The organism is Oryzibacter oryziterrae (genome assembly GCF_021864535.1).
Taxonomy (GTDB): domain Bacteria; phylum Pseudomonadota; class Alphaproteobacteria; order Rhizobiales; family Pleomorphomonadaceae; genus Pleomorphomonas; species Pleomorphomonas oryziterrae.
Genome location: NZ_JAKJIC010000001.1, coordinates 338,680 through 358,288 on the forward strand (window position 1 = coordinate 338,680; position 19,609 = coordinate 358,288).

Genomic DNA, 19,609 nt, shown 5'->3' on the forward strand with positions numbered 1-19,609 from the left:
TCGTCGGTCTCACGTTTCATATCGAGAGCCGATTATCCCGTTGAAGACTTTTCGTTGGAGAGAATGGACATGTCAGGCCAGAAATTCCCTATCGAAGAGGGGCCTTCCTACGTCAATCCGACCCATCCTCGCGCTGCGGGCTATTGGAAACAATATGAGGGCTTGTCTACCAGACTAAGCGGCCGGATCTATCTGTCGGACATTCTAGACGCCAATACCGGCTGGGAGAATTTCAAGGGGGAACCGGTCGAGCCGGTCGATCTTGCCAAGCAGACCCCTGAAAATTATCACGACACGCACAATCATTATCAGCTGTTGATGTCCGAGGTCAGCAACTTCCTGCCGGGCGCCAATGCGGTGCCGATCTGGGGCGACGGTGCGGCCATCCAGAATGGTTCTGCTGCCTGGGGGGCGTTCTTTTCCGCCAGGTCGGATTATCTGATCGGCAGCGGATCGGTAGTCGAGGCGCTGGTGCCCGAGGGGACCAACCGGGACTGTGCCCGGGAGGACTACGACTGTTCGCTGACCGGTATCGAGGTCGATGTCATCAACGCCGGCAAGCCGGGGGTTTTCCCCAACAAGGCCAAGCACGGCATCACAGTCGTCGGCTTCGGTAATCCCAATTCGCACGCCCTGTCGATCATTTGCGAGAACTTCGATTGCGCTCCGGACTTGCGGCGCGGTCAATTCGAGGCAGGGATCTATCTTCAGAATTCGCTGCACCCAGTTTATGGGCGCCTGATCGTTTCGGATATGGAAAAGGCCCATATCGGGCTCGATTTTCGTACGACGGTGTTCGACTGGGGCGCCATACAGATCAAGGGCGCTGGGCAGGGAACCGGAATCGTGTTCAACTCCGGTGCAGGGGGTGAAATATACACAGGTCAGCGCTGGGGAGGGCAGGGAGAGCCCTGCGCCGAGTGGCTCACTATACGCCTGCCAGAAGTGGGACTGCGGATCGTTTCCGCTGACTCCACCCACGAGATTCTGACGATCGAGGCGCCACCCGCTTCGGAAGAGCAGGGCGAAGACGCGCCGCGCCACAGAATCTTGGTGGATGGGCAGGACATCATTGCCGAACTCGACCGAACCCGCCGGGAATTGGCCGAGTTGCACGAGCGGGTGTCGGCTCTTGAGAGTCTGCGCCAGAGGTTGGCCGATCTCTTGGGGCAATAGTGGCGGCGACCGCGGGCAAGATGGTGTGCTGGCTTTGTCCACGGACGGGAATTTCCGGCTTAGGCTCTGCGTTAACGCTCGTGTACCCGAAGATGCGATCGTGCGACGAGCAGGATTCGTCGAAGGGCTCGGCGAATTGAGGAGGGGGCGTCGGTCGCATGTGAACTGGCTTCACTTTCGACTATTTCAGCAGATCTGCGAAATATGGCGGCGCGGAATTCGGTGTGAGGTAAGGCTTTGTCTGTCTTTGATGCGGTGCGTCACATTCTGGCGCAATGTGGCCCCGGTGGCATTCTGTTCGACGGGCGTCTGGACGAGCGGATTCCGCAGCTCGTCCGCCGGCATGGTGTGTATTGTGGCGTCTTTCAACTGCCTGGGACTGGAGCTATCGCCGCCGGCTCGACCGACTCCGCCAGTCTGCTGGCTGCAACGGGGAGCGGTCGTTATGCGACGTTGATATGTCAGGCGGATACCGAATGCGAAGCCGCCGCCAGAACTGTCGACGGCCTCCTCGCACATGTCTCCGACTATGTCGCTTTCGTTGGGAAGGCGGGGGCAACTTGCTTGGTCGTCTGTCCGACCGGCTTTTCTGCACTCAGCCGCGAGGTCTTCGTGTGGAACGGAGAAAGCCACGTCATCTCGATTTTTCTGCGTGTGAAAGAGCACGCGAGTTTGTGGGATGCGGACGCGGCGAGTGAGTTGTCCGAGGTGCTGTCATCGACCGGGGACAAAGAGTCGTCCGAACTGCCGGGACGTGCAGCGACTGGAAACAACTGGTCTACGGTCAATCGGACGGAAAGGAATCGCCTGCGTCTTGGTGCCGGGCTGCTGCAGGCGACGGCTCGGATGCTCGACGGGGTGCTGCACAATCTCAGATCGATCGACGTCATCGTCGACGCGGGATTTCCGAAGCTGGCGGAAGGCGCGCATGCGCTGTGGCAGGCGCTCGGCTGTGACGTCCGCGTCATGGAAGACGCACACTATCCTGACAGCGGCGCGCAGCACACCATTCTCCTATCCGGCGGAGGGGCTGAGATCGAGACGGCGCTTGCGAGAATTGCCCTGGCTTCCCCAGGCAATGTCGACTCCTGCGTCATTGCTATACTCCCCAAGGATGTGCTTTCAACGGAGGCCGATGTTCGCCGCCTTGCGCGCCCAAATACAAGTGGATTGTTCCCGGACCAGATTTGTTACTTGCGTGAAGCAAGGGATGGTGCGCGGTTCGATATAGTGACCAGCGACGTGGAAGGAAGTCTGCTGGGCAATGACTGGCAGGATGAAGCCGGTGATACGGGGTGGTGGCTGGTGCGATATGGCACCGTCAAGGGACTGGAACGCGCGCTCTCCTGCGGTCCCCTCAAGTTCGAACGATATTTCACAGCAATCCAGAGACGGGCCTATGATTCCATCCATGCCTATCGGGCCATGGTGCGGCACCTGATACGGTCGCTGCCGGTGCCATGCAACGTCGAGGTTCTCCTGGTCGCGATGGAAGCGGCTTGCATCTACGCTTACAAGCTTCTGTCGTCCAAACAGGCCGAGCGTGCGGAGGTCGATGAGGCCATTTCGAGCATAGATGGGATCTTGCATTCGCAGATTGCCATTCCCTATCTCGGAGCCGTCAATTCCGATGCCGGCAACTCGCTGTACATGCTGAGCGTCCGGTGGCGTCTTTCGCTTCAATATGTGAAGGCGTCCTTGTTGCTGCGGATAGATCAACTGGAACAGGCCGAGCGCGCCTTTGCATCGTGCCGTGTGCCCGATCGGGAATTGCTCCCGGCCCACTCGCGTATTCGGCAGCTGAACGGCTCGTTCATGGCCAGCGTCATCGCTTATTCGCTCAACGAATATGAAAGGGCCGAACGCCATGCGGCGAATGCGTGGACCGACTTCGAACGCTTCGTGAAACGCATCCCCGGGGCCGGTTTTTTGGACCGGGCCGAGTTTTCCGAGATTGCGCAGACAATTCTGTTCGGCGAGCAGATTCAGTTGCTGCAGCGGACGATTGCGGTGGGTAAAGCAGGACAGCGCCTCGATTCAGCCGAATATCCGGATCTCTTCAAGGTCGCCTCGGTTCAATGTGTTGCCGCAGACCGCTTCCGCGAGCAGATGTTGTTTGCGGACGCAGGGCAGTTGTTCGGCTCAGTTCCGCATGAAGTGGCCTCGCAATTCCGGCCCGCGATGCCCTTCACGCATGAGGCAATTCAGCAAACGATCGAGCAATTCGTCAAGTGGATCGATCGAGATCGCATCGAGCGCACCCTGTTCAAGGCAAGGAGCGAGGTCGACTTCGTCAACATGGCGAAGAGCGGACGGATAGAGTTGCTCAACGCCAACGACTTCTGCGATTTTCTGGGCAACGAGGGCTCGTTCATACTGCATCCCAACGATGGCTGGGCACCGAGCATTGGGCTCGTGTTCCAGGATTGGCTCAATCTGGGCGGAGCGGAAATCACTACGGAAGTCGAGTTGGCGCACGCCGAGGCGCAACCGGTATGTGTCACGCTGCTGCTTGTCCCGGAGAACGGCGCGCCGTCTGCTCCCGTGTCCACAGTTCTTGAAGCACTCGAGCGCAAGACCTTGACCCTATCTTGCCCCGCGACGGGGCAGCTTCAACGTGTCCAGATCACGGTGGCTATGGCGGAACAGGGCGCCCGCAGCCATTTCGCCTGGCTGACTGTCAACTCTCTCAAGGCAAAATTGCCACCGGATTCTTCGTCGGCATCATGATCCTCAGCGTCACCAGCTGGTACAAGCGCGGCGATCGTCAACTCGTCGGCAGCGTATGTGTTGTCGTGCTGGCGAGGAGGCGGTCGTAGATGGCACGCAATCCGCCCTCGGAGTCGTAGCGCTGCGTCAGCGTCTCGAAACGCTGCTCGACGGCGGCCTCGGCTTCGCGAATGCCGTCCAGCGCCCTGAGAGCCTCACAGCGCTGCCTCACCGCCCGCAGCAAGGGCTCATCGGCCGCAACGAAACTTTCCGGCGTGTCCGCCGCATTCCATTCGAAGAATTGTACGAAGCTTCGGCTATATTCGTTGTCGACATCCTGCAGCGTGTCGCCGCGTGCCTTCTTCAAGGAATATTCCTGGAACGACTTGGGCCAGTAGTGGTTCAACCGACCACCGCCATAAGCAGGCGCGTGGGGCATCCACACGGTGGCCAAATCGACCGGCTGCAACTCGCTGTTGACCATCGTGGTCCGATGGAAAAGTTCCGGAATGTGCTGCAAGCGCATCGTCAACAAGTCCTGCAAACGGACCAGCGGCTTCGTCAGCCAATGCGGTGCAGCATGCTGGAAGCGTTCCTGCAGAAGGCCGCCTCGACGCTCGAAAATCATGTCGCTGTTGAACCACAGCCACTCGAACAGCACGGCGGCCGGGCCGCTTCCCTGAACAGAGCGCGGCAGCGAACCGACGAAGCGCTTGATGTCATTCTCATATTTTGGAGCGAGCATCAGGAATTCGTCGGAATCGACGAAGAGCGCCCACTCGCACTCGCGCACTTCGGGAATGAAATAAAGCGCGTGATCGAAAGCCTTGACCTCCGGACGAATGCCTGTGTCCATCTGGCTTTCGACGAAGATGATGACGCCATGTTCGGCGAGGCGCCGCAGCAAATGCTCGGAGCCATCGGCATTGTCGTTGCTGTAGATGACGATGCGGTCAAACCCAAGCGCCTGATAGTGTGCGATCCACTCCAATGCATATAATCCATCGTCCCTCATGGTGCCGACGACGGCGGCAGTCTGGGTTGGCTTGACCTTGCGCAGAAACAGATAGGCGAGTGCTTGGGCGATCGTCCAGTCGCCAACCTCGTGCCGGGCGCCGAGAAAGTCGAAGTCCGTCCCGATCTCGCGCCGGCCATCTTGGCGGTTCGGGTGAACATTCGCTGTCCCATGGGGCCAGCGCTGGCGAAGATTGCGGATGTTGGCGACGAATTTTGCGCTTGTGGGCGGCAATGGTGCGGTGAATTCCCGTCCCTTGAGGGTCAGGTCAACCAGTTGCGGTGCAAAGTCTCGATCGCTTGCGTCAGGAAAGGCGGATATCAATATGCGTCGCAGGCCTCTGGCGTCACCGATCGAAAAATAGGTACTGGCGACTTCGAGCTGCTCAACGATATTCATCGGTCTACTGCACTGTGAATATGAAAAGGTCGCCGGCTGGGTACCGACGACCTCAAAAGCATAGCCCCTGAGAAAAAAGGCATCAACCCTGGAAGAAGCTATCGTCGATGTGGTTGGTCCCGACGATGTTGATCGACGAGCCGTCCGCGAACTGCAACGACACGCTGCCTCCCGGCTGAACCGTCTGCGTGGCAAGCACGCTTTCGGTGGTAACGCCGCCAAGACCCGCGAAGGTCAGCGGACCGTGCGCGCCGCCGGTCAGATCGCTCGTGCCGAGGTTCGATGCCACGAATTCGGTATTCAGCCCAAAGGCCGAGCCGCTTTCGCCAAGACCGCTGCTGAGCAGCTGGTCATGAATCGAGCCAAAATTGGTCGCCGCAAACTGATCCTGCAACGCGTTCGGATTAACAAGGCTAGAGTGGTGTTTGCCACCAGTAACGGAAGCCATGAGTACAATCCTTCATTGCGTGGATTTTACAGCCAATTCATAACAAATCGGACGCCATACGGTCTAGCGCAAACGCATGACAACCTGTGTTGAGATGTGATAACTTGTTACAAACGGGGTAGGTGAGTCGTTGACTAGCAAACGCCCGGTGGATACGGAAAATCTGCCGAATGTTAACACTGGGCAAAGGGTAGTAAGCTGATTTTGTTGTGAATTTCTGGATTTTTATAGTTATGGGAGATTGTCATTTACCTCTGAATTGTGCTGTTTGTGGTGGGGGTGGTGGTTTAGCTCACCTGTATTTGCATAGCTCGGGGAAAGTGAAAATGCGTCTGATTTGTAACTGAGCCGTCTTGGCGGGGGGGTGATCGCGGGATTAAGGCAAGGATTGCGATCGTGATTCGCTCGTCTCGTTGATAGTAAAAAATGCTAATTGAGTTATTAACTTTCTATTAATGGTTGTTTCGTCTTTGTGACGAGCTTGGCATGCGAGCCCTACGGACCGGGCCATCAGCGGCGTTGAGTATGTTGTCGTTGGTTGGATGAAGGTGGCTTGACCTGATGATGCCAGTTCAAGGACTGGCGCGACGGAAGGAGTGAACATGGAGACCGGATATTTCCCGCCGTTTCATATTCTCAAGGATGGCCTTGAGATATCCGAGGATGGGCTGTCCGTTACGATGTCGCAGGATCTGTTTCGCCTCTTTGTGAAGGCGGCGGCTGTGTCTGTCGGTTTTGATCCGATCTGGTATCGAACCGAGAACCCGGATGTGGGGGCTGCCGTAGCTGCTGGCGATCTGGCAAGCGAACTCGATCACTTTGCGGTCGCCGGATATCAGGAAGGGCGGTTGCCTGCGTATTTCCCGGTTGATGAAGAATGGTACTATGAGCGGAATCCTGATGTTTCCGAGGCGGTTGCGTCCGGAGAAATCGCCGATGGCGATACGCATTTCAACGAGATTGGCTATCACGAAGGCCGGGCGCCGGATGAAGACAAGCTGCTTTGGGTCGAGCAATGGCAGGAGGCGATTGCTGCGTCGGCTGACCGACTCCATGAGAGGCGCCAACAGTCGGAGTAGCCTTTGAGCGAGGATTGTATTGTGCGTGGGTGTCGGGCAAAGCCTTGCGTGATCATGCGGGCGTGCAGGGGCTGGTGGATCGTGCAGGTCGCCTAGTTTTCTGATCAAGTGACAAAGGGGGGAATATTGACGACGACCGCGCCGAAGCAACTTGCGGCCCGCGAAACACCCGCGCCGGTCGGGCGGTCGTTGGTGGAAGCCTTGGTCATCGTCGGTCGTCATCACGATCAGGTATGGTCGACGGAGCGGATCGAGCGTGTTCTCGGCGCTCCGGCGTCGAGCGTCGGCTGGAGCGATCTGGAACGTGTCGCATCTCTGATCGGTCTGCGGTCGTCTGTAACAAAGCTCAAGGCAGGATATGGCCTGCTTCGCCTGAAAAAGCTGCCGCCTTCGATCGTCCTGCTCAAGAGTGGACTGGCGATGGTTCTGGTCAAGGTGGAGGAGGCGGAGGGAACCGTCGTCCTGACACTCCAGGATCCTCTTGCCGCCGGCGACGCTATGGTTCGGCTCGACGCCATACGTTTCGAGGCCGCCTGCACCGGCGACATCATGTTCCTCAAGCGGGACTATCCGTTCGAGAGCGATGCGCAGCCCTTTGGCCTGCGATCTGTGGCAGGTCGGATATTTCAGTCGAGGACCATCGTTCGGGATCTCCTGCTGGCGTCCTTCATGCTTGGTCTGCTGAGTGCATCGCCGATCGTATTCTGGCGTCTTCTGATTGATCGGGTCCTGTTCTACAACGCGTCCAATACGATGGTGGTGCTCTGCATTGCCATGGTCATCCTGGTGACATTTGAAACGGCCTTTGCCTGGTTGAAGCGACACATGTCGCAGAACATCGTCCGCCGCATCGACGTGGCGCTCTGGAACAAGCTGTTCGACGAACTCTTGAAATTGCCCATCAGCTTTTTCGAACGCAGTCAGACCGGCGTTATAACGCGCGACATGTTCGAATTGACCAAGATCCGTAACTTTCTGACGGATCAACTGTTTGGCGTCGCCCTGGATTCCCTGATCCTGATCGTGTTCATTCCGGTGCTGTTTCTGTTCAGCGTCAAGCTCACCCTCATCGTGCTCGCTCTGTGCGCTCTGATCTGCGTCTGGATTGTTGTGATGCTGCCGGTTCTTCATGTGAAGAACCAGCGGGTCTTCAGGGCGGAGGGCAACAAGGGTGCCTTCCTGGTCGAGACTCTGCATGGCATACGGACGGTGAAATCGCTGTCCCTCGACGATCGCCGTCGTCGCGAATGGGACGTTCTGGTCGCCCGTGCCGCCAACCTGCGCTACGACGAATCCAGCACGGTCAACCTGATCAGTACGGTGTTGCTGCCGCTGGAACGCCTGATGACCTCCGGCGTCATTGCCGTTGCGGTCTACCTGGCCATCACGTCCCACGAGCAGGTCTATGTGGGTGCTCTGTTTGCCTTCATGATGCTGACCATGCGCGTGGCTGCGCCGCTCATGCAGTTGTCTGGGCTCATCCAAGCCTATGACGAGGCCCGCACTGCGGTCGAGACGATCCGGGCGCTGGTCAATCAGCCCAAGGAATCCGGCCGCTCATCGCTAGCGTTGCATACGCCGCTGACCGGCCGCATCGAGTTCAGGGACGTCACGTTTTCCTATCCCGGGAGCCTGACGCCGGCGCTGGACAAGCTGACCTTCACCATTCCCCAGGGAACCATCTTCGGCATTGTCGGGCGCAGCGGATCCGGCAAGACCACCATCACGCGCCTGCTTCAGGTTCTGCATTCCGATTATCTCGGGATGATCCGCATCGACGGGATCAATCTCAGTCAGTTCGACGTCGACCATGTCCGCTCCAGTATCGGCGTGGTGCTGCAGGACAATTTCCTGTTCAGTGGGACGGTGGCGGATTCCATCCGCGCGGCCTGTCCCGGCGCATCGTTTGACCAGGTCGTTCGCGCGGCGCGGTTGGCGGGGGCTGAGGAGTTCATCGAACGCCTGCCGGATGGATATAATACTTTCATCTTCGAAGGGTCCGCCAACTTGTCCGGCGGGCAACGTCAGCGCCTCGCAATTGCGCGGGCCCTGATCAACGATCCCAAGGTTCTCATCCTCGACGAGGCCACCAGCGCTCTGGACGCCGAAAGCGAGGCGATCGTGAACGCCAACTTGTTGAACATTGCCAACGGGCGCACGGTCATCATCATTTCGCATCGGCTATCGTCGCTGGTACAGGCCGATTCCATTCTCGTGCTGGAGCGTGGCCTCGTCTACGACAACGGTCCGCATGAAGATCTTCTGGACCGGTGCGATATCTACCGCAATCTGTGGGATCAGCAGCATCGTCATCTGAATCTGAAGAAGTGACTCCTATGCGTGCGTCGAAGGCCGAAAAGCAAGCAACAAGCCAGGACCAGGAAGTCGAGCGCCTCATTTCGGTCTTTGAGTCCGAGCAGGGCGAAATTCGCGCGGCCCGCGGCCCCTTCGGCGCGAGCGTGGCCATAGTGCTGTTGTTTTCGCTGATGGTTGCGTTGTTCGTGCTGACGACGCTCGTTCAGATCGATCGCGTCGTCGGTCCGGTGAGCGGACAGATCGTTTCTCCCAAGCCGGCTGTCACGCTCGTCGCCGTCGAAACCGGACCGCTCGGTACCCTCAATGTGTCGGAGGGACAGCACGTGCAGCGAGGGCAGGTCCTGGCGACGCTCGATACCACGTTCATTGATGCGGACCGGACTGCGCTGGAAATTCGGATCGCGGGTCTGCGGGCGCAACTTGCGCGCATCGAAGCCGAATTGAACGACGGTCAGCTTTCGACCGCCTCTGCCAGCAGCGATCCGCAACAGGCCAAGGCTCTGGCCCTGCAGAGTGAACTGCTCGGCAGCCGCCGCGCTGAAAGCGCTATCGTCAAGAAGACCTTCGACACTCAGCGGGAACTGCTCCAAGGGGCGGTTGAGCAGTTAGCCGGGCAGCCGCGCGACGATGCCGAGCGAAAGCTGACCCTGTTTGTTGGCGAGCACGATCTCGCGCTGGAGCGACAGCGCGCGGCACTGCGCGAAGAACGGTTGGCGGCACAGCAGTCGCTCGATGATGCGGAGCAACAGGCGGCAAAGGTAATTCGGCATGCCGACTTGCTGCGTCTTGTCGCGCCCGATGACGGCATGATCACTTTCGTATCCAAGAAGCCGGTTGGCGCACTCATCGCGCAACAGGAAGCCTTAGTCACCCTGCAGCCGGACGTCGCCGAACCGGAAGTGGACGTTTCCATATTGCCGCGCGACATCGGCTATGTACAAGTTGGAGACAAGGTCCGCATCAAGCTTGATGCCTTCGAATATGCCGAGCACGGGGCCCTCGTCGGACGAGTCCGGTCGATCAGCGGAGTTCCGACGGAAGCACCCGGCGCACCAGCAGTCTACAAGGTGCGCATAGAGTTGGCGCAGACCGATCTTTACGACATGCCGGCCGGCTTCGAATTCAAACCGGGCATGACGTTGACGGCGGACATCAATGTCGGCACGCGCTCGCTGCTGCGTTACATGCTCAAGGGCTTTGTTCGGACCGGATCGGAAGCCTTCCGGGAGGCCGACTGATGGAGGGCGGTCCCGCCACGACGTGGTTGAGCGCAACGGCTCATGCGGTCCTGTCCGGGCTGGGCGCTGCTCTGCGGCCGCGCGCGGAGAGGTTGTTTGCACGGGGCGAGGCACTGGCCGCCAAGGGTGACTTTACCGGTGCGCGTCGACTTTTCGAGGCCGCTGCCGGCAGCAATCATGCCCGGGCAATGGCGAGGATCGGAGCCCTTTATGCCGCGGGCTCCGGCGTGCTCGTCTCTCTGGGCGATGCGGCTCGCTGGTACGCCCGTGCGGCGGAACTCGGCGATACCGAGGCGCAATTCGAACTCAGCCTTCTGACGCTTGATGAACGTGGCGGACGTTACCTGCGGGAGGTTCAGGCCTGGTATCAGGCCGCGGCGGCACAAGATGCGACGTCGGCTGACCTTAATCGCAGCGCCTTGTTTCCGCAGGGGATTGGACCCTTGCGCAATCCGGAGCAATCCTTCCGGTGGGCGCATGCCGCCGCAACCGCCGGCCATGTGAAGGCCGCTGCCAATCTCGGTCTCATGCTGCTCGTTGGTCTCGGATGCCAGAAGGATCTGGCGTCCGCCGAGCAGTGGCTGGTGCAAGCGGACCGCGAGGGCAGCGCGGAGGCGGCCTACGGTCTCGGCCGTCTTGCCGAAGAGACCGGTGATGATCCTGCCGCCGCTGCCCATTATACGCGTGCGATCGAGCGGCAACACGACACTGCCTGCCTTGCACTCGGACTCCTGTATGTCAACGGAAAGGGCGTTGATCGCGACCTCGTCGAGGCGGCCCGCCTTTTGGCCAAGGCGGCCGAGGGGGGCAACCCTTATGCCGACTACCATCTCGGTCTGCTGTATCTGACGGCTGTAGATGTTGATGAAGAAGCGCGCTTTCGCGCCGAGACCCATTTGCTGAAGGCTGCCCGCAGCGGAATGATCGCGGCCATGATGCGACTTTCGCAGGCCTATAGAACGGGTGGCCTTCTCATCTGCTCCCCGTCCGAAGCATTGACCTGGTTGCGCAATGCGGCCGACGTCGATGCCAATGCACAATTTCAGCTCGGTCTCGAATATGCCGGTGGCGATTTGGTGACGGCCAACCCGCGCGCCGCCGTTCGCTGGTTCAGGGCCGCGGCGGAAGCGGGGCACACCGCGGCTCAGGTCAATCTCGCTACATGTCTCATCCGCGGCATCGGCGTTGAGCGCGATGCCGACGAAGCCGTGAACTGGTTCGTCCGTGCAGCCGAGCAAGGCGACACGCGGGCGCAGGTTCGTCTGGCGCAATTGCTGCTTGCCGGGCGCGACACGCCGCGCCGGCCGAGCCTTGCTGCGCGATGGCTGGAAAAGGCGGCGGCCGACGGGGATATGGAAGCCAAGGTCATGCTCGGCGTTATCCTGGCAACCGGCGTGGGTATTCCCGCGGCGCCCAAACGCGCGCACGCCCTCTTGCACGCGGCCGCTCTTGCCGGCAGCCGGGATGCCAAGTTTCATCTCGGACAGCTCTATTGTCAGGGGATCGGCGTGGGACGAAATCCCGTGCGTGGCCTGAAGTGGTATCGAGCTGCCGCGGAGGCGGAGCATGCCGCTGCAGCCTGCAACGTCGGTGTCATGCTTGCAAGAGGAGAGGGCGTCGATGTCGATCTGGATCAGGCGCGCGCGTGGTTCGAGCGCGCTGTTGACCTCGGTTTCACCAAGGCGGCCGAAGGGCTTGAGATCCTGCGTCGGTGGACCGCGGGAGAGGGGGGCGACGACATGTTCGAAATGTTCGTAGAAGAGGGCGAGGCGATGATGGAAGCAGGCAGCGCGTCGACCCGACACTGATCGAAATTTTGATGAGCCGGGATTTTCAAAAGGGTGGGGGCGAGATCGTGGTGGAAAAAATACTTGTTGTCGCACATGGGCACCCGGACCTGTCGGCGGGCGGTGCCGAGCATTGCGCCTATTCCCTGTTCACCGAACTCAAGAAGAGTCCGTCCATCAAGGCTTCGTTTCTGGCCTGGACGGGCAAGCCGGCCTATGAGCGTGGCGGCACGCCGTTTTCCTCGTTTCAGGGGCGCGAGGATGAGACCATCCTGTTCACCCATGACTTCGATCACTTCCTGTTTTCTCAGAAGAGCGACATTTTCGATGAATTCGCCGACTATCTTCGGCACTTGGCACCTGATGTCATTCATCTCCATCACTACACAAAGATTGGCCTGGAGTTCATTGCCTTGGCGCGCCGGTTGTTGCCGTCCGTGCGGATCGTGCTGACGCTCCACGAGTACCTGGCCATCTGCCACAACTATGGTCAGATGGTGAAATCGGATGGCCGGACCTTGTGCTACGCCTCAAGCCCGCAAGACTGTACAGGCTGCTATCCCGACATTCCGCCGACTGAATTCCTGCTGCGCAACAAGTTCATCCAGTCGCATTTCGAGATGGTCGACCTGTTCATCTCGCCGAGCGAGTTTCTCCGCAGGCGCTATGTGGACTGGGGGCTTCCGGCCGACAAGATCCTTGCTCTCGACAATGCGACCCGCTCGTTCCGTCCCCTGCCGCCGCGTCCGCTTGGTCCCAGCGAAGGCCGGGCACAATTTGCGTTTTTCGGACAGATCAACCCTTACAAGGGATTGCTTGAGCTGTTGAAGGCGTTTGAGCTGATGTCGCAATCCGCTGAAGCTGGGCGACTGAACCTGCGTCTTGTCGTCCATGGCGCCAATCTGGAATACAACAAGAACGAATATGTCGAGGCGGTGACCAAGGCGCTGATCCGCAATGCCGGTCGGGTGCATTTTGCCGGACCCTACCGGTTCGAGGATCTTCCCCGCCTGATGTCCGCCGCCGACTGGGTCGTGGTGCCCTCGGTCTGGTGGGAAAACTCGCCTCTTGTCATCGAGGAGGCGCTCGCTCACAAGCGGCCGGTGCTCTGCAGCAACATTGGCGGCATGGCGGAGAAGGTGGTGCCCGGTCGCGATGGCTATCATTTTCAGGCGGGCAATCCGTTCGACATGGCCGGAACCATGCTTCAGCTTGCTTCAAATCCAGAAGTCTGGGACCGGCTGTATCGATCAATGCGCAAGCCGATGTCGGTTGCAGAGTGGACCGAACGCCATCTCGCAATTTATGCCAGCTTGCAAAGAACAGCTGCATGATGTGGAAGGTGGCGCTGGCACCGGACGATTTGCTCTTGGGCTGGGGTCGAGCGGGTGCAACTTTCGCTCGTGCCGCTGATAGTACTTCGCAAGTCCGGATGAAATGGAGGGGGCTGTGAAAGTTCTGTTCCTTCACAGAAGCTTTCCGGGACAATTCGTCCATTTTGCACGTGACCTTGCAGCACGCGGCCATCAGGTTGTCGCACTCGCTCATACCCATTTGGAGGCGGTCGAGGGGGTGCGCCAGCACCGCTATATGCCGCCGACCGTCCAGCACAGTTCACTGCCACATACTCGCTACTACGAGGAAGCCATTGCCTTCGGGCTTGCGGTGGTCGGCGCCTGTCGCGCGCTCGATCGCGAGGGGTTTCGTCCCGATATCGTCATCGGCCACACTGGTTGGGGTGAAACCACATTTTTGAAGGACGTCTGGCCAGATGCGCCGGTCCTTGGATATTTCGAATTCTTTCACCGGGCGCTGGGCGCGGATGTTGGCTTTGATCCGGAGTTTCCGGAGCCGTCCGATATCGCGTTCCGCTTGCGCGCTCGCGTGGCTTCGGAGCTTGTGAATCTCGACGCCGCTGATTGGGGCTTCATCGCCTCCCGTTGGCAGCGCAGCCTGTACCCACCGGTTTACCAGGGCAAACTTTCCGTATTGCATGAGGGGGTAGATACCGCCGTAGTCCGCCCCAACCGGCAGGCTCGGATCAATCTCGGTAACGGGCAACAGCTTGGTTTCGATGATGAGGTCGTAACCTATTGCGCGCGCGATCTTGAGCCCTACCGCGGGTTTCACATCTTCGTGCGAGCGCTGCCGCGCCTACTCGCTACGCGACACTCAGCCCAAGTCCTGATCGTTGGAGGCTTCGGTGCAAGTTACGGTCCGATGCCGCCGTCGGGGAACAGCTGGAAAGACGAGCTTCAGGCTGAACTCGGCGATCGCGTCGACTGGAGCCGGGTGCACTTCCTCGGCAAGCTTCCCTACGCCCAGCATCTCCGCGTTCTGCAGATTTCGTCTGTCCATTGCTACTTGAGCTATCCCTTCATAGCGTCATGGTCGTTGTTCGAAGCGTTGGCAACGGGTTGCGTCGTCGTCGGATCGAAAACGCCTCCGGTGGAGGAAGTGATCAACGCGGGCCACAACGGCTATCTTGTCGATTTCTTCGACATCCAGACTCTTGCCGATACTGTTGCCGATCTGCTGGCCAGGCCGCACGAAGAGCTTGATTACGTTCGAACTCATGCTCGCGAGACCATAGTCAATAAGTACGAACTGCATCGTCACAGTTTGCCGAAATTTCGGGATCTTATCGGTATGGTTGCGTGCAAAAATACCCATGGTACCGGCAAATTTCCCGATCAGACATGTCGTAGTTCGTGATGAGGGCTTCCCGATTTGGGTCCGCACCAGCACGAGAATTTTCTTGGGTAAGAGTAGCCTTTCAGGAGCAAAATTGGCGTTTTGGCGCCGATCTCGCTGAATTGCTTGGGATGATCAATCCATCTGAACATGGAAAGGCGGCGGACGTTGATCAACTGCGATTGCGCTCAAAGTTGCTCGCGCTACATCAAGTGCTTCGCGGATCGTCACGTCCATGTCGAGATAGCGATACGTGGCTAGGCGACCGACGAAGGTTACTCCTGCCAGGTTTTTCGCACGCGCGACATATTTGGCGAGGAGCGCCTTCTCGTTGATCTGGCGGATCGGATAGTAGGGAATGTCGCTCGGTTCGCAGGCGCGCGAATACTCCTTGTATAGGATCGACCCATCGTGGTGTTCCCATGGGGAAAAGTGTTTGTGCTCCGTGATGCGTGTCCATGGAACATCCGCATCACCGTAGTTCATTACTGCGCAGCCTTGCCAATCGCCATTATGGCGAAACATCTCAAAATCCAGAGTGCGATAGCCTAGGCGGCCAAGGTCAAAGCCAAACCAGGCGTCCAACGGCCCCGACCAGAATACGTGATCCCATGCAGATGCTTCAGCAGGCGTAAAGCGTGTCCCAAGACGAACAGAGATACAACGATGGTCCAGTATTGCTCCGATCATCGCGGTGTAGCCATTCTCCGGCATACCTTGGAAACGATGGAAGAAGTAGTTGTCGTCGTAGTTGAAACGTACGGGCAGGCGCTTCAAGATCGAAGCGGGCAAAGACTTAGGGTCAAGGCCCCATTGCTTGCGGGTGTAACCTTCGAAAAAGGCTTGGTACAGTTCCTTTCCGATAAAGCGTAGTGCTTGCTCTTCGAAGTTCGCAGGCTCGGTGATTGTCTGGTCAGACTTGCTTTCGATGAAAGTGCGTGCCTCATCCGGCCGCATGGTCTTTCCGAAGAACTGATTGATGGTATGTAAGTTGACTGGGAGCGAATAGACGGCACCGCGAGAAGTCGTCTTCACACGGTTTTGGTAAGGCATAAATCTTTGGTAGCCGTTGACATAGTGCCATACTTCTTCGTCGTCAGTGTGGAAGATGTGTGGTCCATAGACATGCACCATGACACCAGACTCAGCGTCGCGCTCCGTGTGGCAGTTGCCGGCAATCGTGGCGCGGCTCTCGAATATTGTGACAGAGTGTCCGGCTTCCGCCAGTTCTCGTCCGATGACCGCGCCAGAAAGCCCTGCTCCTACAATTGCAAACTTCATTGTCGTGGTGCTCTCCAAAACACTTACTGCCAGTGATATCATTTCAAGTATTTCAGGCAAAGGAAAAGACGATATGTGGCTCGTCGAGAGCGCCTGAATGGATATCATAAGTCCTTGGCATCAAACGAAACTCAGTAGCTTTACTCGCTTCATCTCGCGCGTTTTGACAGCGAAGGAAACACCTGTGACTGGGGTTGAGGGGCGGGTATGTTGGTAGATCGAAGACGGCTGGTGGGCAGTCCATTTAGGGATCGGCGTTTTTGCAACTGGTGTTGCCCGTAGTGCCCTTGCGGTACAGGATTGCTGGATTGATTCTTCAACCGATCGCAAAATGGCATCTGTTCGAGCGGAAATTGATGCTTTTCAGAGAGGGCGTTTTTTCCTAGGTCCGTGAGTGTATGCAAACGGACGAGGTGCAAGATGACGGACCGGTTCTATTGGAATGAGCTGACCAGCCCCGAGTTCGCCGCGCTTGATCCGGAAACGACCATTGCCATTTTGCCGCTCGCTTCGACCGAGCAGCACGGTCCGCATCTGCCTGTCGCTACCGATGTGGCGATCGCAAATGGCCTCCTCGGCGAGGTCCGCAAGATCCTTCCCGATCACTTCAAGGTGCTGGTGTTGCCGACGCAGGAAATCGGCAAGGCAAATGAGCACGTGTTCGGCCCGGGCACGCTGTCCCTGCCGGCCGAGCTTCTGATTCAGATGTGGACGACGATCGGGCAGAAGGTGTCGGAAGCTGGACTGCGCAAGATGATCATCGTCAATTCGCACGGCGGCAATCTCGACCTGATGAGCATCGTCGCCCGCGAAATGCGAGTGCGCTTTCAGATGGCTGTGGTGTCCACTCAGTGGAGCCGCTTCGGCAGTCCGGACGGTTTGTTCAGCGCGCACGAGATGGCCTATGGCATCCATGGCGGCGACGTCGAGACATCGATGATGCTGTACCTGCGGCCCGATCTCGTCCGCATGGACAAGGCGGAGAACTTCGTGTCCAAGGCAGAGTGGATGCGCGCCAATACCAAGTATCTGCAGCCGCTGCCGCCGCACTCGCTCGCCTGGATCGCGCACGATCTCAATCCGGCCGGCGTGGTGGGGGATGCCAGCAATGCCAACGCCGAGAAGGGCCGGCTCTATTGCGAGCATGTGGCACGCGGCTTCATCGACCTGATTGCAGACCTGACCGGCTATCCGCTGTCCAATCTCTACAAGGGCTGAGACCGTAGAGGCCGGAACGGCTTTCTCAGGCCAGCTTGGGCTCGGTCACTTCCCGTATCATTTCAATGAGTTCGCCTAGCAGGAACTCGATGAAGACGGATGTCGCCGGATCAAGCGAAGCGCGGGCGCGGGCGAAGAGCTTCATCGGTTGCGGTCGCACATGCGCATCCGTCAGCGGCCGATAGACGAGTTCGCCGCGCCGGCATTCCATCAGTACGTCCAGGGGATTGAGAAAGCTGACGCCGGCACCCTTGCGGATCAGCGCCTTGATCATTTCCGACGAGTTTGTCTCGAGAATGGGTTCGACCGAGATCGGCAGCGGCGCGACCGCGAGGTTGATGGTGTCGCGCAGCGACGTGCCGGGGAGGGCGAGCAGCAGCGGCTCCTGCATCATGTCCACGATGCTGATGCGTTCCCGTTCCGCCAGCGGGTGACCGACCGGAAGTACCGCTCCGAGCGGCACGTCAAAATTTGCGACGGAGCGGATGCCGGGCAGGGCGGGGATGTTGAAGCCAAGCCCCAGATCCACTTCGCCTGCGATGACTGGCATGGACGTCGTGACGCCGCCGTCGCTGCGGACCAGGACGCGGATACGCGGGTGTTCTTCGAGAAAGCGGGCCATCAGTGACGGTAGCGGACCGGCGGCAAGGCCGATTGTGGTGACCAGAGACACCTTGCCGGCCTGCGGCGTCTTCAGGTTCTTGATGCGGCCTTGCAGCTTCTCGTAGTTCTTCAGCACGTCCCGGATATGCTCGACGCAAAGCTCGCCGACCGATGTGAGCCGCAGCCCACGGGGCAGCCGCTCGAAGATCGGAGCGCCAAGCTCCTCCTCAAGGGCGAGGATCTGTCTGTTCACCGCCGATGACGCCACGTTCATCCGCTCGGCCGCCTTGCGGATCGAGCCGCATTTGGCGATTTCGTTGATGTAAAGGAGCTTGCGTGAGTGCAGCATCATCAACTCCAGTTCATTTTTTGAGCAGCCTGCCCAAGCGCTCAACAATCGTGATCGAGATGCCGAAAAGGCATCAAAGTGTGCACAATTAGGTGCTTTTCAACGCGCATTGCAAGTGGTCCACTGCCTTTATTCGCCTCGTGTCAGAGGCGCTTGGTCGACAGAGGGGAACGACGCGGAATGCGCAACACCATCAAGATCAGCACGATTTCCGTCTTTGGCGCTTTGAGCCTCTCGGTGACGGCGCAGGCTGCCGACAAGGTGACCTTCGGCACCAACTGGCTCGCCGAGCCGGAGCATGGCGGCTACTATCAGGCTATCGCCGACGGCACCTATGCCAAATACGGCCTGGATGTCACCATCCTGCAGGGCGGACCGAATGCGGCCAACAGCGCGTTGCTGGTGGCTGGCAAGATCGATTTCTACATGGGCGGCAGCATGGGCGAACTGTCCGCCGTGGAGCAAGGCATTCCCATCATGGATGTGGCGGCCATGTTCCAGAAGGATCCGCAGATCCTGATGGCGCATCCGGGTGTCGGCATGGATACGTTCGCCGACCTCGCCAAGTCTGACGCCATCTTCCTCGGCAAGGAAGGCTACACCACCTTCTTCGAGTGGATGAAGGCCAATTTCCAGGGCTTCAAGGATGAGCAGTACAAGCCCTATACCTTCAATCCGGCGCCCTTCATTGCCGATCCGAATTCGGTGCAGCAGGGCTATTTGACCTCGGAACCCTATGAGGTCGAGAAGCAGGCGGGCTTCAAGCCTGTGGTCTATCTGCTGGCCGATCAGGGCTATGCGCCCTACTCGACCACGATTGCGGTGCAGACCAGCCTGGTCGAGAGCAATCCGGATCTGGTGCAGCGTTTCGTCGATGCCTCGATCGAGGGGTGGTACAACTATCTCTACGGAGACAACAAGGGTGCCAACGATCTGATCAAGAAAGACAATCCGGAAATGACGGATGGTCAGATCGCTTTCTCGATCGCCAAGATGAAGGAGTATGGCATCCTGGAATCGGGCGAGGCGCTCGACAAGGGTATCGGCTGCATGACCGACGCCAAGTACAAGAAGTTTTTCGACACGATGGTGTCGATCAAGGTGTTCAAGCCTGAGACCGACTACACCAAGGCCTTCACGACCAAGTTCGTCTGCAAGGGCGTCGGAATGAACCTCAAGAAGTGAGGTTTCAAGCGAAATGGTCCGTCCCGGAGATTCCGGGACGGAACTTGCATGGGCACAAGAGAACGGGGCCGCGCGACGGTCCCCGTAGCCCTGAACACAGAGCTTGAAAAAG

Annotated in this window: 14 protein-coding genes; 10 read left to right on the top strand and 4 right to left on the bottom strand. The window is 58.8% G+C overall.

Going from position 1 to position 19,609, the window contains the following annotated elements:
- Window positions 1–69: 69 nt before the first annotated feature.
- Together L2I41_RS01555 and L2I41_RS01560 are read left to right on the top strand one after the other, a co-directional pair.
- The gene (locus tag L2I41_RS01555; protein ID WP_237151736.1) at window positions 70–1,176 is read left to right on the top strand and encodes a hypothetical protein; all 1,107 of its coding nucleotides are present in this window, start codon (window positions 70–72) and stop codon (window positions 1,174–1,176) included.
- A 237-nt stretch (window positions 1,177–1,413) separates the two neighbouring features.
- Entirely contained in the window at window positions 1,414–3,906 is a 2,493-nt protein-coding gene (locus L2I41_RS01560) for a hypothetical protein (protein WP_237151737.1), read from the top strand.
- Between the two features lie 37 nt (window positions 3,907–3,943).
- Here the strand turns inward: L2I41_RS01560 and L2I41_RS01565 are convergent, their stop codons facing one another.
- Together L2I41_RS01565 and L2I41_RS01570 are read right to left on the bottom strand one after the other, a co-directional pair.
- Window positions 3,944–5,299 carry a glycosyltransferase family 2 protein gene (locus L2I41_RS01565; RefSeq protein WP_237151738.1) on the bottom strand — a complete coding sequence of 452 codons (1,356 nt, stop codon included), beginning with the start codon at window positions 5,297–5,299 and terminating at the stop codon, window positions 3,944–3,946.
- Between the two features lie 82 nt (window positions 5,300–5,381).
- A complete protein-coding gene (locus L2I41_RS01570; protein ID WP_237151739.1) occupies window positions 5,382–5,747 on the bottom strand; it encodes a hypothetical protein in 366 nt (121 codons plus the stop codon).
- A 602-nt stretch (window positions 5,748–6,349) separates the two neighbouring features.
- Here L2I41_RS01570 and L2I41_RS01575 point away from each other — a divergent pair.
- The 6 genes from L2I41_RS01575 (at window position 6,350) to L2I41_RS01600 (ending at window position 14,882) form a co-directional block, all read left to right on the top strand.
- On the top strand, window positions 6,350–6,826 hold the full coding sequence (locus L2I41_RS01575; protein ID WP_237151740.1) for a hypothetical protein: 477 nt from the start codon (window positions 6,350–6,352) through the stop codon (window positions 6,824–6,826).
- A gap of 126 nt (window positions 6,827–6,952) precedes the next feature.
- Window positions 6,953–9,157, top strand: a complete 2,205-nt coding sequence (locus tag L2I41_RS01580) for a peptidase domain-containing ABC transporter (protein WP_237151741.1) — start codon at window positions 6,953–6,955, stop codon at window positions 9,155–9,157.
- Window positions 9,158–9,162: 5 nt separating this feature from the next.
- Window positions 9,163–10,380: a beta-barrel domain-containing protein gene (locus L2I41_RS01585; RefSeq protein ID WP_237151742.1), complete on the top strand. Its 1,218-nt coding sequence runs from the start codon at window positions 9,163–9,165 to the stop codon at window positions 10,378–10,380.
- On the top strand, window positions 10,380–12,188 hold the full coding sequence (locus L2I41_RS01590) for a tetratricopeptide repeat protein (protein ID WP_237151743.1): 1,809 nt from the start codon (window positions 10,380–10,382) through the stop codon (window positions 12,186–12,188). The genes L2I41_RS01585 and L2I41_RS01590 overlap by 1 nt, the downstream gene beginning before the upstream one ends.
- A gap of 11 nt (window positions 12,189–12,199) precedes the next feature.
- The gene (locus L2I41_RS01595) at window positions 12,200–13,501 is read left to right on the top strand and encodes a glycosyltransferase family 4 protein (RefSeq protein ID WP_237151744.1); all 1,302 of its coding nucleotides are present in this window, start codon (window positions 12,200–12,202) and stop codon (window positions 13,499–13,501) included.
- A 115-nt stretch (window positions 13,502–13,616) separates the two neighbouring features.
- Entirely contained in the window at window positions 13,617–14,882 is a 1,266-nt protein-coding gene (locus L2I41_RS01600; RefSeq protein WP_237151745.1) for a glycosyltransferase, read from the top strand.
- Window positions 14,883–14,996: 114 nt separating this feature from the next.
- Here L2I41_RS01600 and glf read toward each other — a convergent pair whose 3' ends face one another.
- Window positions 14,997–16,142 carry a UDP-galactopyranose mutase gene (gene glf / locus L2I41_RS01605; RefSeq protein WP_237151746.1) on the bottom strand — a complete coding sequence of 382 codons (1,146 nt, stop codon included), beginning with the start codon at window positions 16,140–16,142 and terminating at the stop codon, window positions 14,997–14,999.
- A 420-nt stretch (window positions 16,143–16,562) separates the two neighbouring features.
- Between glf and L2I41_RS01610 the strand changes: the two genes are divergently transcribed.
- The gene (locus L2I41_RS01610) at window positions 16,563–17,360 is read left to right on the top strand and encodes a creatininase family protein (RefSeq protein ID WP_237151747.1); all 798 of its coding nucleotides are present in this window, start codon (window positions 16,563–16,565) and stop codon (window positions 17,358–17,360) included.
- A 25-nt stretch (window positions 17,361–17,385) separates the two neighbouring features.
- Here the strand turns inward: L2I41_RS01610 and L2I41_RS01615 are convergent, their stop codons facing one another.
- Window positions 17,386–18,312 carry a LysR family transcriptional regulator gene (locus L2I41_RS01615; protein ID WP_237151748.1) on the bottom strand — a complete coding sequence of 309 codons (927 nt, stop codon included), beginning with the start codon at window positions 18,310–18,312 and terminating at the stop codon, window positions 17,386–17,388.
- 180 nt (window positions 18,313–18,492) lie between these two features.
- Here L2I41_RS01615 and L2I41_RS01620 point away from each other — a divergent pair, with 180 nt between their 5' ends.
- Window positions 18,493–19,497, top strand: coding sequence for an ABC transporter substrate-binding protein (locus tag L2I41_RS01620; RefSeq protein WP_237151749.1), 1,005 nt, complete (start codon window positions 18,493–18,495; stop codon window positions 19,495–19,497).
- Window positions 19,498–19,609 lie beyond the last annotated feature (112 nt).